The sequence below is a fragment of the Janthinobacterium sp. BJB446 genome (assembly GCF_002735655.1).
Lineage (GTDB): Bacteria > Pseudomonadota > Gammaproteobacteria > Burkholderiales > Burkholderiaceae_D > Janthinobacterium > Janthinobacterium lividum.
In genome coordinates this window covers 312,834-328,222 of record NZ_PDZK01000003.1, presented here as the reverse complement: position 1 = coordinate 328,222, position 15,389 = coordinate 312,834, and the positions used below count along the sequence as shown (strand labels likewise).

Here is a 15,389-nt window from a genome sequence, read left to right as displayed (position 1 = left end):
CGTCAGTGGCGATAGCGCATCTTAGACCTTATGGGCTTGCCGTGGTGGCCGTCCTGGCGGCCGCTTCCTTCTCGTGGTGGGGGAAGCGGTCCATGCGCGACAGCACGGGGAACATCACGGCCCAGATACCCGTCACGGCCAGGGTGGCAGCGCCGCCGAAGAGCACGGCGCGTACCAGACCGAACCAGCCGGCCGTCAGGCCCGATTCGAATTCGCCCAGTTCGTTCGAAGCGCCGATGAAGACGGCATTCACGGCGCTGACCCGGCCGCGGATCTCGTCCGGCGTCTCGAACTGCACCAGCAGGTGGCGGATGTAGACGCTGACCATGTCGCCGGCGCCCATCAGGAACAGCGCCGCCAGCGCCAGCGGGAAATAGCTGGTGCTGCCCAGCACCAGGGTACCCAGGCCGAAGATGGCCACGCCGCCGAACATCCAGGCGCCCACGCGGCGCGTGATGGGGAAGATGGCCAGCGCGATCGAGCACAGGGCCGCGCCGGCCCCCGGCGCCGTGCGCAGCAAGCCCAGGCCGCTGGGGCCGATATGCAGCACGTCGTGCGCCAGCGCCGGCAGCAGGGCCGTGGCGCCGCCGAACAGCACGGCAAACAGGTCGAGCGAAATGGCGCCCAGTACGATGGGTTTCGACCAGACGAAGCGCAAGCCTTCGAGCAGGGTATGCCAGCTGACGGGTTCGCGCTTCACCACTTGCGGCGCGGGCGTGGTGGCGCGCATCAGCAGGACGGACACGACCAGCAGTGCGGACGAGATCAGATACACCACCTTGGGGCCGAAGTAGTACAGCAAGCCGCCCAAGGTAGGCCCCAGGATGATGGCCACGTGCGAGCTCGACGAGCTGAGCGCCACGGCGCGGCTGAAATGTTGCGTGGGCACCATGTTGACCAGCACGGCTTGCGTGGCCGGCATCATGAAGGCGCGCGCGCTGCCGAACAGCACCAGCACGGCAAACACGGGCCACACGATGGACAGGCCGCTCAGGGTGAACGCCAGCAGGGCCAGCGCGCAAGCCAGCTGCGCCGCCAGGCACCAGGCGATGATATTGCGGCGGTTATAGCGGTCGGCCACGTGGCCGGCCGGCAAAATCAATACCAGGAAAGGGGCGAATTGCGCCAGGCCGATCAAGCCCAGGTCGAACAGGCTGCCCGTGATCTGGTACACCTGCCAGCCGATGGCCACGCTTTGCATCTGCACGGCCACCGTGCCCAGCACGCGGGCGGACAGGTAAAAGGCGAAGTTGCGGTGACGCAGGATACTGAAGCCGTTGCCGGCAGAGGCGAGAGACATGAATACTTTCCAGGACATGACGGGGTGAGGCGGGTGGCGGCAGCGGATGCCGCGCCAGCAGCACCCCGCTGTCTGGATGCTTACTTGGCCAGGTCGGCTTCCGTGGTGAAGGCGTCCGCGTAGAACTCGTCGGCTGGCAGCTGGCACAGTTGCACGAAGTCGCGGTGGGCCGCATCGACCATCACGGGCGCGCCGCAGGCATACACCTGATACGCGGACATGTCGGGCAAGTCGGCGATGACGGCCTGGTGTACGAAGCCGGTGCGGCCTTGCCACGCGTCTTCCGGCAAGGCGTCCGAAACGACGGGTACATAGGTGAACTGCGGCAAGTCGGCGGCCCACTGGCGGCACAGCGCATCCATGTACAGATCGTGCGGACGGCGGCCGCCCCAGTACAGGGTGATCGGGCGCGTGGATTGCTCGTTGATCATGTGCTCGACGATGGCTTTCAAGGGGGCAAAGCCCGTGCCCGAGGCCAGCAGCACGACGGGCTTGTCGGAATCTTCGCGTAGGAAGAAAGTGCCCATCGGGCCTTCGAAGCGCAGGATGTCGCGCTCCTTCATGCTGCCAAACACCTGGTCGGTGAACAGGCCGCCCGGCAGGTGGCGGATGTGCAGGGTCATCGGGCCGCCATCGGCGGGCGCGCTGGCCATGCTGTAGCTGCGGCGCTTGTTGTCGCGCAGCAGGATTTCGATATACTGTCCGGCGCGGTAGTTGAGGCGCTCGCTGGCTGGCAACTGCAGGGTCAGCACGACGACGTCGGGCGCGACTTTCTCGATGGTGGTCACGCGCGACGGCATTTTCTTGATCGGGTAGTCGCTGCTGCCCGCCACTTCGCGCGCTTCGATGACGAGGTCGGCGTTGGTGGTGGCGCAGCAGAACAGGGAAAAGCCGGCCGCTTCCTCTTCCGGCGTCAGGGCGCGCTGCTGGTGCGCCTTGTGCTGGACGGTGCCGGAAACCACTTTGCCCTTGCAGGAACCGCAGGCCCCATTTTTACAGCCATACGGCAGGCCGACGCCGGCGCGTATCGCCGCCGCCAGCACGGTTTCGTCCGCTTCGCAGCTGAACTGGTGGCCGCTGGGCTGAACAGTAACTTGAAAAGTCATACAATCCTTGAGATGAAAAATATGTTAATGCACTCTTTGCGCAAGCCGTCAGGCTTGCCGCGCCTGCTGATCCTGGGCTGCGGCGACGTCGGCATGCGGTTGCTGCCCTTGCTGCGTACGCGCTTTCGCGTCTTTGCCGTCACCAGCCAGCCGGCGCGCTGCGCGCAGCTGCGGGCGGCCGGCGCCGTGCCCATCGTGGCCAACCTCGACGAGCGCGCCAGCCTGAAACGGCTGGCGGGACTGGCGACGATGATCGTGCACCTGGCGCCGCCCCGGTCGTCGGGCTTGCTGGACCGGCGCACGCGCAATCTGGCCGCCATTTTACCCGAGCACGCACGCATGGTGTATGTGAGTACCAGCGGCGTGTATGGCGATTGCGGCGGCGCCTGGGTCGATGAGACGCGGCCGACGGCGCCGGCGAATGCGCGCGCGAAGCGGCGCGTCGATGCCGAGCAGGTCTTGCGCGGCTGGGGCGCGCGCCGCCGCGCCAGCGTGGCCATCCTGCGCGTGCCCGGCATCTATGCGGATGACCGCCTGCCGCTGAAGCGCCTGCGCGAGGGCACGCCAGCCCTGGCCGCGGATGACGATGTATACACCAATCATATCCATGCCGATGACCTGGCGCGCATCATCGAACGGGCCTTGTGGCGGGGCAAGCCGGGACGCGTGTATCACGCCAGCGATGACAGCGAACTCAAAATGGCGGAGTATTTCGATGCTGTGGCCGACACGTTCGGCTTGCCGCGCCCGCCGCGCCTGCCGCGCGCCGAACTGCAGCAGGTGGTCACGCCGATGCTGTTGTCATTCATGTCCGAATCGCGCCGCCTGCACAATACGCGCATCAAGCGCGAGCTGGGCGTGCGCCTGCGCTACGCGCGCGTGGCCGATGCCTTGCGGTCGCTGTCTGCCGACGGGGCCGGCATCGGGTAAAATGGCCGGTTATCTGCGCACTTTTCCTGGGCCGGCGCGCAGCGCGCCGTTCCGGCGGTGCGCCATTCACTTAAGGAATATCGCATGAGCACCCTCACTTACGAAGAATACCTGGACGAGGTCACCACCGTCCTGACGGAACTGTATGACCTCGACGACGACGCCGCCATCAAGCTGGTCGTGGCGGCGCAGGACGCCGAGTTTTTTGTCCCGCACGATGCCCATGAAGAAATGCGTACCGTCGAACAAGCCAAGAAGGATGCGGTCACCTTGTTCGAGCGCAAGCAGAATCGCCAGCAAACGCAGGAAAAACAGCAGCAGCGCGTGCGCCAGCAAAAGAAATAAGAACGGATCACCGGGCCTCTGGCCGCCAGGCCGTGAGGCAACATGGGCTTCGGCGCAATGCCGGGGCCCGGCCATTTGATGCAGCGCAAACGTGCCATGGCACGCTGGCGATATGGTGAGCAATGTCGTCACGCGTCCGGGCTCTTGTGGCGGGCTCGGCATCCACAATGAGCGTGACGTTGTTTCCCGTCAGCAGGAGCGAGCCATGCGAGCTACGAGTCACCCCAGCAAGGAACAGGTACGCGCCTATATGCGCCGGCGCGAACGCGCGCTGCAGCCGCCGCCGCCACCCGATGAAATCCGCCGGCAACTGGCCTGGTGCCGCGTGGATGCCATTCCGGGCACTTGCCCGCTTGCCACCCCGGCCGGCGTGGCTGCGCAAGGCTGGCATTTATCAGCGGAAATGGCCCGCCTGAGCACCCTCATGGCCATAGCCTGGCTCATGCATAGCGGTGTTGCTCATCGTAAAAATTGATGACGTGCAGCAAATTTTTCCAATTTGAGTTATCCTCTAGCACATTCCAAGTGCGTCAATTCTCTTCAATTATCACAATTTTGCTTTAAGTTACGCAAAAATCAACAATAGCGTGTATTATATTGTTTGCGGCGTAAAAGCCGCATAAGTGATGGCGCTTTTTAGTGTGTTTACCCTGAATTATTGCAGAAGAGACATTCGGTTTCTTTTTGCCTTAATACAACAAGTACGGATTTTCGATCATGTCTCTCAAACAAATTACCTCTTTGCCTACCTACAACCCGAATCGCGTCCTCGATGCGATCATCGACAAGCTGCAACTGAAGAACGATGCCGCCCTGTCGCGAGCACTGGAAGTGGCGCCACCGGTCATCAGCAAGATTCGTCACAACACCTTGCCGATCGGCGCCACGATCCTCATCCGCATGCATGAAATCAGCGATTTCAGCATCCGTGAACTGCGCGAGTTGATGGCTGCCTAAGAGCGCCTGACAGACGGCAAACTGAGAGGTGCCGTCTGCGTTAGTCAAGCTTGCCGCGTGCGGCAGCCATACCTGCCTTCCCGTTTTCTATTGCGTGTCCGGGCTCAGCGTCGGACGATCCGTATAGAAGCGCCCTGTTTCCAGACCAGTCGGGGATGACTCGACCAGCGCTGCGGCCACTTTGCCGGGCGCGCTGGAAAATGCGGTCTGGGCAGCACCGGTGGCGCGGCCCGAATACGCGGTCGCTTGCACCGCAGCACTGGAAAACGCCGTCTGCACGGCCCGGCCAGAATACGCCGTTGCCTGTCCCGCGGCACTGGAAAACGCCGTTTGTACGGCGCGCCCCGAATACGCCGTCGCCTGCACGGCCGCGCTGGAAAATGCCGTCGCCTGTACTGCCGCACTGGAGAATGCCGCCTGCACGGCGCGTCCCGAATATGCCGTCTCCGCGCGGAGATAATCTTCCCCGAATGTCTGCTCGTACAACTGCTTCATGCGTTCGCCCACGCGGTGGTGCGCCGCTTCGTCGTCTTCGCCGCGCAAACCGATGTACGGGAAGTGATGCAGGAAATAGCCGAACACCTGTTCGCAATCCGCCGCATATTTGAGGGTATCGAGGATGTGGTAGTGCCAGAAGGTATCGACGTCCATCAGCGGCGCCGTTTCTTCCTGCGGAAACTGTTTCATCAGGATCAGGAAGCGGCGGTATTCGAATTCCACCGCATTGGCCTTCTCGAGGCTCCATCCTTCGCCTGACTCCCGGTGCATCAGCTTGACCTTGATCGCGTCCAAATTCAAATCGGCAATTGCCTTGAAACTGTCGTTCGTATCCATGAATGTCCTTTGGTAAAGAGCGTTGTGGGAACTGCGGTAAAACAAGGGAAAGCGGTGGCTGTGTACTCCTGGCAAGTAGTCGGGGAATGCCTGGCCGATGGCGGGCAGGCGCTAAGTTGTTCTACATCAATATTGCATCTAATTACAAAATACGCAAGCTGAGCTTGTTTCATGCGGAACGCGCGCCGCTCAGCTGCTGGCCCGGCTTTCTTCCTGGTAGGGAAACGCGGTGGCGTCCGCGCCCAGCGGTACGCTGACATGCACGCTCATGCCGGCGCCGGGGCTGCTTTCAATGTAAAAAGTACCGCCCAGCAACTTTATACGTTCTTCGATGCCCACCAGGCCAAACGAGCCCAACTTGTTGCGCCCGTCGATGGCCGCGCCCACGCCGTTGTCGCTGATGCTCATCGACACCGTATCGCGGCACTTTTCCAATTTGACTTGGACGCGGCTGGCATTCGCATGCTGGGAAATATTGCTGAGCGACTCTTGCAGGATGCGGAACAGGGCCGTCGCGCATTGGTCGCTGAGGCAAATGTCGTCATGGCTTTCGCTCACTTCGCAGGCGATGCCCGTGCGCTGGCGAAATTGCGCCACCTGCCATTCGACGGCCGCATTCACGCCCAGGTCCAGCACGGTAGGGCGCAAGTCGTTGATGATCTGCCGCACGCTCTTGATGGTGGCGTCGATCTGCTCCAGGGTTGAGCGGGCGCGGGCGTTCAGGCGCGGGTGGCGGCGCTGCGTGCGCGAGGCCAGCATGTCGGCGTCGATGCGCAGCACCAGCAGGTTCTGCCCCAGGTCGTCGTGGATTTCGCGCGCGATGCGCTTGCGCTCTTCTTCCTTGATCTGGTCGGCGTGGGCCGCCAGGCGGCGCAGTTTCTGGTGCGACAGCTGCAGGCGGATCTGGCTGGCGCGCAATTCCTCCGTCATGCCTGTCGCCATCTGGATGGCGCGCCGGCGCGACGACGCCAGGGTGTGGAACAGCACATACAGCAGCATGGTGCTGGCAAAGCCGATCAGCAGGGCCAGCCACGGCAGGAAGGCGTCGAAGCGCGAATACAGGTCGCTCTTGCGCACGCTGAACAGCGCTTGCCAGGCGCGGCCATTGTGCTCGATCAGCAGCGTGCTGCTCAGGTAGCGGCCCGAACTGCCGGGCTGCCACCATGGTGCATGCATGCCTGCCGCCGTGCTGTCGAAGATGGGGCGCATGTCGTGCGGCAACTGCAGCGGCACCTCCCGCTGTTGCAGCGCCTGCGGGCCGATATCGAACAGGGTCAGGCGGACGTTGCGTACCGGCATGTCGGCCAGCGCGCTGCGCATCATCGTCACCAGGTCGTAGCCGATGCCGACGGAACCCTGGTAAGCCGCGCGCCGCTGTTCCACCGTATCGACCGGCATGCCGAAGCGGTACACGGGCAGGCGCATGGCCATGCCCGTCAGCTGGGGACGGCCGTCCATCGGCACGGGCACGCCGGAATTGCTGATGCGGCCGGAATCGCGCGACTCCGCCAGCGCTTCCGCGATCTGCGGGCGCGAGGCGATGTCATGGCCATACTTTTCCGGGGCGCTGGCGATCGGCTCGATGTATACGAGCACGGAATACTGGGCGCGCGGCCCGGGCGGGTGGATGGCAAACGCCGGATAGCCGTCGCGCCCGGGCGGATAGTCGCGTCGCATGGTCGCTTCGTAGGCGGCGCGCTGCGTCTCGTCGAGTTCCTGGCTGTAATTGAGGTTCATCACGCCCGGGTAGTTCTGTTGCAGGGCGATGTTTGCCACGTAGCGGTGGAATTGCTCGCGGCTCACGTGTTTGTTGGCCTGGAACAGGCTGGCCGTGCCGCGCAGCAGGTTGGCATACGACTTGGTGCGCGATTCGATGTTTTTCTGGGTGTTGTGCGCCAGATTGTTGAATTCTTCGCTGGCATCGCTTTCGATCGACAGCGAAGCGGCCATGTAGAACAGCAGGCCCACCATCGTCGACACGACAAAGCCGAACAGCCACAGCGGTCTTTTTTCAGCAGCTAAGGGGTGTTCGCCGGCAGTAGAAGGCATTGCCATCCGCATCAGGAAGAGGAATCGGGTGCCGCCTGGTGGCGGAGGCTAGGCTAGGTTGTACAAGCACTATTAAAATTGCAAATTGCTCAATAGCTGCCTAATATACAAAATTATCGTTATTATAGTCAACAGGCAATATTTCCCGTTGAAACGAAAAAAAACCGCCGCAGCGGTTTTTTTGTGGGTCGTCCCGGTGCCTTACTTGGCGGGCTGCCAGCTGTCTTTCAGGGTGACGATGCGGTTGAAGACGGGCTTGCCAGGCTGGCTGTCGACCCGGTCGGCCGCAAAGTAGCCGTGGCGCTCGAACTGGAAGCGCTGTTCCGGCTGGGCCAGTTCCGCGCCAGGTTCCAGCCACGCTTGCACCACTTCCTTGGCCAGCGGATTCAAGGCCAGCTTGAAGTCCTTGCCGCCCGCGTCCGGCTGCGGGTCCGTAAACAGGCGGTCGTACAGGCGCACTTCGGCGGGAATGGCCGTCGGCGCGCTGACCCAGTGCATATTGCCCTTGACCTTGTAGTTGGCGCTGCCTTCCGTGCCCGACTTGCTGTCCGGGAAATAGGTGCAATGCACGGCGATGACCTTGCCGTCCGCATCCTTGTCAAAGCCCGTGCACTCGATCACGTAGCCGTAGCGCAAGCGTACCTTGCTGCCCGGCTTGTCGTCGATCGGCGGATACAGGCGGAAATAGCCTTTGTTCGGCACTTCCATGAAGTCGTCTTCCTCGATCCACAGCTCGCGCGAGATGGGGAAGGTGCGCAAGCCGCGTTCCGGGAAGTGCGGGTGCACGGGCGCCGTGCATTCCACGCTTTCGTTTTCAGGGAAATTGTCGATGATCAGTTTCAACGGACGCAGCACGGCCACCGTACGCGGTGCCTTCGGATCCAGGTCTTCGCGCAAACAGCCTTCCAGCACGCTGTAGTCGATCCAGCCGTCGGATTTCGTCACGCCCGTGCGTTCGCACATCAGCTGGATCGCTTCCGGCGTGTAGCCGCGGCGGCGCATGCCCACCAGGGTCGGCATGCGCGGATCGTCCCAGCCGTCGACGATTTTTTCTTCCACCAGCTGGCGCAGCTTGCGCTTGCTGGTGACGATGTAGGTCAGGTTCAGGCGCGAGAATTCGAACTGGTGCGGCACCGGCTTGGCGAAGAAGCCGCCGGCCGACAGGGTTTCCAGCAGCCAGTCGTAGAATGGGCGGTGGTCCTGGAATTCCAGCGTGCAGATCGAATGCGTGATGTTTTCCAGCGCGTCCGAGATCGGGTGCGTGTAGTCGTACATCGGATAGATGCACCAGGCGTCGCCCGTGCGGTGATGGTGCGCATGGCGGATGCGGTAGATGGCCGGATCGCGCAAGTTCATGTTCGGCGAACTCATGGCATCTTCGCTCATCTTTGCGCGCAGGATGTGCTCGCCATCCTTGAACTGGCCCGCCTTCATGGCGCGGAACAGGGCCAGCGATTCGTCGCGCGGACGGTCGCGGAACGGAGAATTCTTGCCGGCCTGGCCGAAATTGCCCCGGTTGGCGGCCATGTCTTCGGCGCTCTGGCTGTCCACATAGGCAAAGCCGGCCGTGATCAGGTATTCGGCCATCGCGTACAGCTGGTCGAAATAGTCGCTCGCGTAGTGCAGATGGCTCTGGCCATCGGCATGCTTCGGCTCCCAGTCAAAGCCCAGCCATTTCACGCTGTCCATGATGGTGTCGACGTATTCCTGCTCTTCCTTCGCCGGATTGGTGTCGTCGAAGCGCAGGTTGCACTGGCCGGCGTAATCGCGCGCCAGGCCGAAGTTGACGCAGATCGACTTGGCGTGGCCCACGTGCAGGTAGCCGTTCGGCTCCGGCGGGAAACGCGTGATCACCTGGGGCAGGCCGGGACGCACGTGGGCGCCGGCAGCCAGGTCGGCTTCGATGATGTTACGCAAGAAATTGGGCGCCAGCGCTGGCGCGGCGGTATTCGGTTTATCGTTGCTCATTGATCAATGCGGAAGAGTGACAGTAAAAAGCATTTTACCGTACCGCAAGCGCTTTATAAGCACGTATTTGCCCCCATATCCCAGCATGCAAGCGACGCGGGCGCCGTTCTATAGGATAATTCGCCTTTAATTAGTAGAAAAACGTGACCCCGGAGCCTTTTATGGAAAATTTATATAACGTCCTCGGTGTCGCGCCCAATGCCAGCGACGATGAAATCAAGAAGGTTTACCGTTCGCTGGCCATGCGCTTCCACCCCGACCGCAACCAGGCCCCCGGCGCCGAGGCGCGCTTCAAGAGCGTGACCAAGGCGTATGAAATCCTGGCCGACCCGGCCAAGCGCGCCGAGTACGACCAGAGCGTGAACCACCGCATCATCATCGACCCGGAAGCGGAAGCCTATGCCCTGTGGTGCGGCGTGTTCCGCCTGCATGGCACCGTCCTACCGGCAGATTAAGCCTGCTGGCGGCTGTCCGGCCAGCCTGAATGATTTGAAAAACAACAAACAATGGTGCTTTTGCTTTTAAGTAAAAGTGCCGCGCACCACATTGGAAAGCACAGCATGAGAAGAGTACACCCTGAATTCGCGTACCAGTCGCGCGAGCTGGAAGGCCAGATCGAAGGCATCCTCGGCGACCCGCCGAACCGCAAGAACTACAAAAGCATGGTCGACGCCCTGGTCGGTGAATACGCGAGCGGCGGCGGCATCGAAGACGTGAACATGCTGGCCTTCGCGCTGGTCGACCACATCACCTTCAGCGATCCGAAGGGCTTGCTGGCCGAAAGCGAAGACTACGAATTCGGCGATACGGCCCGCGTGTTTTCCATGGCCGCGTGCGCCGCGCCGGAAGCGGCAAAGATGTACGCCGCCATCGAAGAGAGCTTCCCCGACCTGGCGCGCCAGGCCATCATCACGGCCTTCCTGCACAAGAATCCGCGCCTGTGGGACGACGACGACCAGTCGCTCGACCAGCTGGCCGCCAATGACGACGGAGACGACGATCACGACGAAGACGAAGCCACCGACGATTTCGCCCAGATGTTTGACCAGGATGGAGATGACCATGGCAGATAATGACAAGCAAAATGCGGATCAAAAGAGCAATCTTCCCGCGCTGACGAAACAGGTCACGGAATTGGTGCTGTCCGGTTCGCTGGGCCACGCCGAGCAGGCGTTTGCCGATGCGGCCGACCAGTACGGCGACCTGGCCGTGGTGGAAGTATTGAATGCCATCCCGCCCCAGGTGACGGCCCTGCATTTGGCCGGTTTCGATGGCGGCAAGATGTCGCTGGCGACCTTGCTGGTGCCGCCGAAAGCCTGGGCCGACAGCCTGGCCTTCATCGCCGCCACCTGGAGCGACGACCAGATCGAGGACGATCCTGAACGCATCGCCGAAGCCCTGTTCGCGCACATCCACGGCGTGGTGTTTTCCACCGACGACGCCGAGCGCCGCCGCGAGCTGCTGCTGGAAGCATCGGCCACCGACTGGGGCGCTACGGCGTTTGCGATCCTGTTCTCGATGGCGCCGAAGGAAATCCTCGAAGTGGCGGGCGAGATCGTCATCAAGGGACCGTATGTGACGGGCGTGACCTCGTCCGACAACGACGTCGTGCCGCTGGCCATCGAACTGGCGCAAGCGAATGAAGACGGCTGGGACCGCTCGTTGTTCGAACTGTTCCCCGACTTCCGCCACAGCGCCGACCTGGCCGACGCGGAATACTCGGACGACCCGGACGAAGAGCCGACCATGTTGCAGCGTAGTACCAAGGAATTGCTGTATCGCCTGCGCAAGCAAGTGCCGAGCACGCGCAGCGCGCCACGCTCCAGCACGCGCCGCAGCCTGGGCACCGGCATTTTCTCGTAATGAAAGCAGGGAACGTCTAATGCTGCCAGCAATTGTTGTAGAGAATCTTCCGCGCCTGGTGCGCGCCATCAAACTGTTGCCGCGCGACCCGCGCGAGGACGCGGCGCTGAACCTGGCCGACGAATTGACGGGCATCACGGCCATGGTGGCCGAGAAGTTCACGAATGAACGCACGGCCGATGGCATCCAGAAAGCGCTGTACCTGACGGTGGGCGGCGTGTCGCTGGGCCTGGAGCAGGCCGTCACGCATGAAGGCGACCAGGCCGCGCTCGATTTCCTCGTCGAGCACGGCGCCGAGCACGCGTTCCAGGTGGGCTTTCGCCTGATCAAGGACCTGTCGCAGTTGCCGGAAGACGCCCTCGTCGGCGAGTACGACCAGGACCCCGTCTACCTGCAGCGCCGTTTGCGCGAGCTGTTCATCGATATTTGCCAGGCCGACCCGAACCAGAACTGGGCCGGCTATGAAAAGTATGCGCTGCAGTTGCAACAGCGCAAGGAAGTGCAAGCCGTCGTGCGCCTGGCCGGCTGGCTGCGCCGCCACCATGACAACGGCCCCGTCAGCGACAGCGACTTGAATGCCGAGGGCGTCATCGCCCTGGCCATCATCTTCGCCATCGAAGGCGGCGGGCGCATCATCGCGCGCACGGGGCAGAAGGAGTTTGAACGCTTTGTGCGTTCCGTGCGCAAGAACAAGCCCGACTTCGAGGAAGGCTGGGCCGCCCTGGTGGCCAAGGTGCCTGTGCAGCACCATCCCGTGTTGCTCGACCGCATAGACTCGTACCGCCGCAGCTGCACCGTCGTGCATAAAATCCTTACGCGGGCCAGCATGAAGAGCCTGTTCGAGGACCTGGAAAACTACGCGGGTTCCGAGCTGGACGCGGATTACTCCTGACGCATGTCAACGTGGGCCGGCACTTGCCGGCCTATTCTTTTTCTTCCAGCGCCGCTTCCTCGGCCAGTTTCACGAATGCCGCCACCAGTGGCGATGTCTCTTCCTCCCTTTGTGCAAGCAATAAGCTGGTCGTCGCCTGCGGGTCGGCGATCGGGCGGTAGCACACGCCATCCATGCGGATGCGGTCGAACGAGGCGGGCAGCACGGAAATGCCGCAGCCGGCCGCCACCAGGCCGATGATGGTCGACGCCTCGCCCGCTTCCTGCGCGACCTGGGGCACGAAGCCTGCCGCCTTGCACAGGCGGAAGATCTGCGGATAAATCCCCGTGCCCGCATCCTTGGGGTACATGACAAAACCTTCGCCCGCCATGTCGGCAATGGCAATCGCCTTCTTGGCCGCCAGCGCGTGGGCGACGGGCAGCACGAGGAACAGCGGGTCCTGGCGCAATTGCGTCAGCTTGATATCGGAGGGGTACGTCGTTTCCGGCGGGCGCACGAAGCCCAGGTCCATCGTCCTGCCCGAGATCGCCTCGAGTTGATGCAGGGTCGCCATTTCATGCAGGGTCAAGGTGACGTGCGGGAATTGCTGGCGGTAGCGGTTGATGACGGTGGCAAAATACGGCGTAAACGGCGTGGAAAACGTAAAACCGATGCGCAGTTCGCCCGCTTCGCCCCGCTGCGCCCGGCGCGCCGTGACGGCCGCCTGTTCCGACAGGGCCAGGATGCGCCGCGCATCGTCGAGGAACAGCGTGCCCGCCTGCGTCAGCCGCACGGAGCGCTTGTTGCGCTCGAACAACTGCGCCCCCAATTCCGCCTCCAGCGCCTGGATTTGCTGGCTCAGCGGCGGCTGGCCGATGTGCAGGCGCTCGGCCGCGCGCGTGAAGTGCAGCTCCTCGGCGACGGCGACAAAGTAACGCAGGTGGCGCAGTTCCATATTTGTCCAGTAATCGTTTTAAAGTATGAGTTGGGCCTTGAATATATATTGGACGATATGAGTTGGCAATCCTAAGATGAAGACTCGCTTCCTCTTCGAAACACGGCCATGTCTGATTCATCGCTTGCTTTTGCCTCCGTCGCCACTCCGGCGCTGGCTCCTGTTGCTCCTCCCGCTCCCCGTTCGGCCATCGCCAAAGGTACGGCGGAATTCAAGCGCAGCAACCGCGCCCTGTTCTTTGGCGGCTTTTCCACCTTCAGCCTGCTGTATTGCATCCAGCCCCTGTTTCCGCTGCTGTCGCACCAGTTTCATCTGACGCCGGCGCAAAGCAGCTGGTCCTTGTCCGTGTCGAGCGGCTTGCTGGCCATCTCGCTGGTGCTGCTCAGCGCCGTCTCGGACCGGGTCGGTCGCAAGCCCTTGATGGTGGCGTCGATGTTTTCCGCCGCGATCCTCACCATCTTGTCCGCCTTCGCGCAGGATTATGCGCAGCTGCTGGCGATTCGCGCCGCGCTGGGCATTGCCCTGGGTGGCATGCCGGCCGTGGCCATGGCTTATCTGGGCGAGGAAATCGAGGGGCCATCGCTGGGCCTGTCGATGGGCTTGTATATTGCGGGCAGCGCGTTTGGCGGCATGTCGGGGCGGCTGGTGGCGTCCATGCTCAGCGATTTCCTGTCGTGGCGCTGGGCCCTGGGCGTGCTGGGCGTGGCCGGCGTGCTGGCGGCGGCCGAATTCTGGCGCAGCCTGCCCGCGTCGAAGAATTTCGTGCCCAGCACCAAAGGCTGGAATGCCTTGCCGCATGCCATCAAGCAGCATTTTTCCGACCGGGGCTTGCCATGGCTGTTCTGCCTGGCGTTCGTGCTGATGGGGTGTTTCGTCAGCTTGTACAATTACATCGGCTACCGCCTGCTGGCCGCGCCATTTGGCTTGCGCCAGAGTACCGTCGGCTTGCTGGCCTTCTTGTATCTGATCGGCATCTTCAGTTCCGTTTGGGCAGGCCGTCTGGTGGACCGCCTGGGGCGCCGGGGCGTGCTGTGGATCATGCTGTCGGTGATGCTGTCCGGCATTTTATTGACCCTGTTCGATTCCCTGCCGCTGATCGTCATCGGCATGGCGCTGGCCACCTTCGGCTTCTTTGCCTCGCATTCGATCGCCAGCAGCTGGGTCAGCCGCCGTGCCCGCGCACCGCAGGCCCTGGCCTCGGCCTTTTATTTGCTGTTCTATTACCTGGGATCGAGCCTGATCGGTTCCGCCTCGGGCATGATGTGGGGCTTCGACGGCTGGACGGGCGTGGTCATCATGCTGGGCCTGTGCCTGGGCGGCGGCCTGCTGATCGCCTTGCGTCTGCGCCATTTGCAGCCGCTGGGGGCGCGCGAAGCGGTGGGCTGAGGCAGCTATTTGGGGCACATGCCGATCATCGTTTCCCCCTGCTTGCCCGCGCGCGTGGTCACGCACAAGCTACCCAGCGCGCTGGTGATTTTATAAGTGCGGCTGCCTTTGGCCTCATTCGCGCCGATTTCCTCGATTCTTGACGCTTCATACCATTTCGGCGGCACGGCTGCGTAGGCCTCGGCAAAGCCTTGCTGCATGCGCTTGAAGGCTGTGTCGTCCAGTTTTTGCTCTCCCCGCTGCGGGAATTCCTTGCGCAACTCCCTGTCGATCTTGCCCACGTCGCGCTTGGCTTGCGCCAGGATATCGGCCGCGCTGGGTGGCGCGACGAGTGTGATCGCTTCCGGCGTTGCTGGCGCCGGCGCCTGCTCGGCGGCGGGAACGGGCAAGGGGCGGCTGACGGGCGCCGGCACGGGCAGGCGCGGCAGGCGCGCGGCGGCTGGTTTTACGTTGGGCAATGGTATGGGGACAGGCTTGGGCGGCGCCGGGAGCGTGTAGCGCAGCCAGGCGATGGCCGGGCCCTGCGGCAGGTGTTCGTCCGTGATAGCGCGGGGCCGCGACTGCAAGACACTATATGCCAGGCCCACGTGCAGCAGGACAATCAGCAGCAGGCCGGGAGCGCGGCGGGGCAAGGTAGTCAGCGAGGTCATGGAGGGCATGATGGTTCAGGTACGCCAATGTATCTGAAGATTTGATAATTATCTAAAATGTCACAAGCGCTTACAAAAAAGTGCCACATGGAAATTTCGATGCCATGGCGGCTGGCGGGGAACCCTGCGCCAGTCTGGTGATCCAACCCGGACACCACGCGAACAGGAGATCATC

At 62.6% G+C, this 15,389-nt stretch carries 16 protein-coding genes; 9 read left to right on the top strand and 7 right to left on the bottom strand.

Annotated elements, in window-relative coordinates; all coding sequences use genetic code 11:
* Positions 1-28: 28 nt before the first annotated feature.
* Positions 29-1,300: an MFS transporter gene (locus CSQ92_RS20915; RefSeq protein WP_099395262.1), complete on the bottom strand. Its 1,272-nt coding sequence runs from the start codon at positions 1,298-1,300 to the stop codon at positions 29-31.
* Positions 1,301-1,380: 80 nt separating this feature from the next.
* Complete coding sequence (locus CSQ92_RS20910; RefSeq protein ID WP_099395261.1) at positions 1,381-2,406, bottom strand: CDP-6-deoxy-delta-3,4-glucoseen reductase; 1,026 nt, start codon at positions 2,404-2,406, stop codon at positions 1,381-1,383.
* 12 nt (positions 2,407-2,418) lie between these two features.
* Between CSQ92_RS20910 and CSQ92_RS20905 the strand changes: the two genes are divergently transcribed.
* The 4 genes from CSQ92_RS20905 to CSQ92_RS20890 all read left to right on the top strand — a co-directional run bounded on the left by CSQ92_RS20905 (position 2,419) and on the right by CSQ92_RS20890 (position 4,638).
* The gene (locus CSQ92_RS20905) at positions 2,419-3,336 is read left to right on the top strand and encodes an SDR family oxidoreductase (protein ID WP_099395260.1); all 918 of its coding nucleotides are present in this window, start codon (positions 2,419-2,421) and stop codon (positions 3,334-3,336) included.
* Positions 3,337-3,420: 84 nt separating this feature from the next.
* Positions 3,421-3,681 carry a hypothetical protein gene (locus tag CSQ92_RS20900; protein ID WP_034781738.1) on the top strand — a complete coding sequence of 87 codons (261 nt, stop codon included), beginning with the start codon at positions 3,421-3,423 and terminating at the stop codon, positions 3,679-3,681.
* A gap of 205 nt (positions 3,682-3,886) precedes the next feature.
* A complete protein-coding gene (locus CSQ92_RS20895; RefSeq protein ID WP_139179352.1) occupies positions 3,887-4,156 on the top strand; it encodes a hypothetical protein in 270 nt (89 codons plus the stop codon).
* A gap of 242 nt (positions 4,157-4,398) precedes the next feature.
* Positions 4,399-4,638, top strand: a complete 240-nt coding sequence (locus CSQ92_RS20890; protein WP_029496207.1) for a hypothetical protein — start codon at positions 4,399-4,401, stop codon at positions 4,636-4,638.
* Positions 4,639-4,725: 87 nt separating this feature from the next.
* On the opposite strand, the gene CSQ92_RS20885 is transcribed toward CSQ92_RS20890, so the two are convergent.
* From CSQ92_RS20885 to CSQ92_RS20875, 3 genes are all read right to left on the bottom strand, one after another.
* Positions 4,726-5,472, bottom strand: a complete 747-nt coding sequence (locus CSQ92_RS20885) for a glycine-rich domain-containing protein (RefSeq protein WP_099395259.1) — start codon at positions 5,470-5,472, stop codon at positions 4,726-4,728.
* A 189-nt stretch (positions 5,473-5,661) separates the two neighbouring features.
* Positions 5,662-7,521, bottom strand: a complete 1,860-nt coding sequence (locus CSQ92_RS20880) for a CHASE domain-containing protein (protein ID WP_257219307.1) — start codon at positions 7,519-7,521, stop codon at positions 5,662-5,664.
* 201 nt (positions 7,522-7,722) lie between these two features.
* On the bottom strand, positions 7,723-9,489 hold the full coding sequence (locus CSQ92_RS20875) for a glutamine--tRNA ligase/YqeY domain fusion protein (protein ID WP_099395258.1): 1,767 nt from the start codon (positions 9,487-9,489) through the stop codon (positions 7,723-7,725).
* A gap of 161 nt (positions 9,490-9,650) precedes the next feature.
* On the opposite strand from CSQ92_RS20875, the gene CSQ92_RS20870 reads away from it, so the two are divergent.
* The 4 genes from CSQ92_RS20870 (at position 9,651) to CSQ92_RS20855 (ending at position 12,244) form a co-directional block, all read left to right on the top strand.
* Entirely contained in the window at positions 9,651-9,944 is a 294-nt protein-coding gene (locus CSQ92_RS20870) for a DnaJ domain-containing protein (protein ID WP_010395442.1), read from the top strand.
* Between the two features lie 105 nt (positions 9,945-10,049).
* Entirely contained in the window at positions 10,050-10,562 is a 513-nt protein-coding gene (locus CSQ92_RS20865) for a hypothetical protein (protein WP_035828715.1), read from the top strand.
* On the top strand, positions 10,552-11,352 hold the full coding sequence (locus CSQ92_RS20860) for a hypothetical protein (protein ID WP_034781755.1): 801 nt from the start codon (positions 10,552-10,554) through the stop codon (positions 11,350-11,352). The genes CSQ92_RS20865 and CSQ92_RS20860 overlap by 11 nt, the downstream gene beginning before the upstream one ends.
* Positions 11,353-11,371: 19 nt before the next feature.
* Entirely contained in the window at positions 11,372-12,244 is an 873-nt protein-coding gene (locus CSQ92_RS20855) for a hypothetical protein (protein WP_034781756.1), read from the top strand.
* Positions 12,245-12,275: 31 nt separating this feature from the next.
* Here the strand turns inward: CSQ92_RS20855 and CSQ92_RS20850 are convergent, their stop codons facing one another.
* Positions 12,276-13,178, bottom strand: coding sequence for a LysR substrate-binding domain-containing protein (locus tag CSQ92_RS20850; protein ID WP_070282479.1), 903 nt, complete (start codon positions 13,176-13,178; stop codon positions 12,276-12,278).
* Positions 13,179-13,286: 108 nt separating this feature from the next.
* On the opposite strand from CSQ92_RS20850, the gene CSQ92_RS20845 reads away from it, so the two are divergent.
* Positions 13,287-14,564, top strand: a complete 1,278-nt coding sequence (locus CSQ92_RS20845) for an MFS transporter (RefSeq protein ID WP_249153968.1) — start codon at positions 13,287-13,289, stop codon at positions 14,562-14,564.
* A 5-nt stretch (positions 14,565-14,569) separates the two neighbouring features.
* On the opposite strand, the gene CSQ92_RS20840 is transcribed toward CSQ92_RS20845, so the two are convergent.
* Complete coding sequence (locus CSQ92_RS20840; RefSeq protein WP_099395257.1) at positions 14,570-15,223, bottom strand: hypothetical protein; 654 nt, start codon at positions 15,221-15,223, stop codon at positions 14,570-14,572.
* Positions 15,224-15,389: the final 166 nt, after the last annotated feature.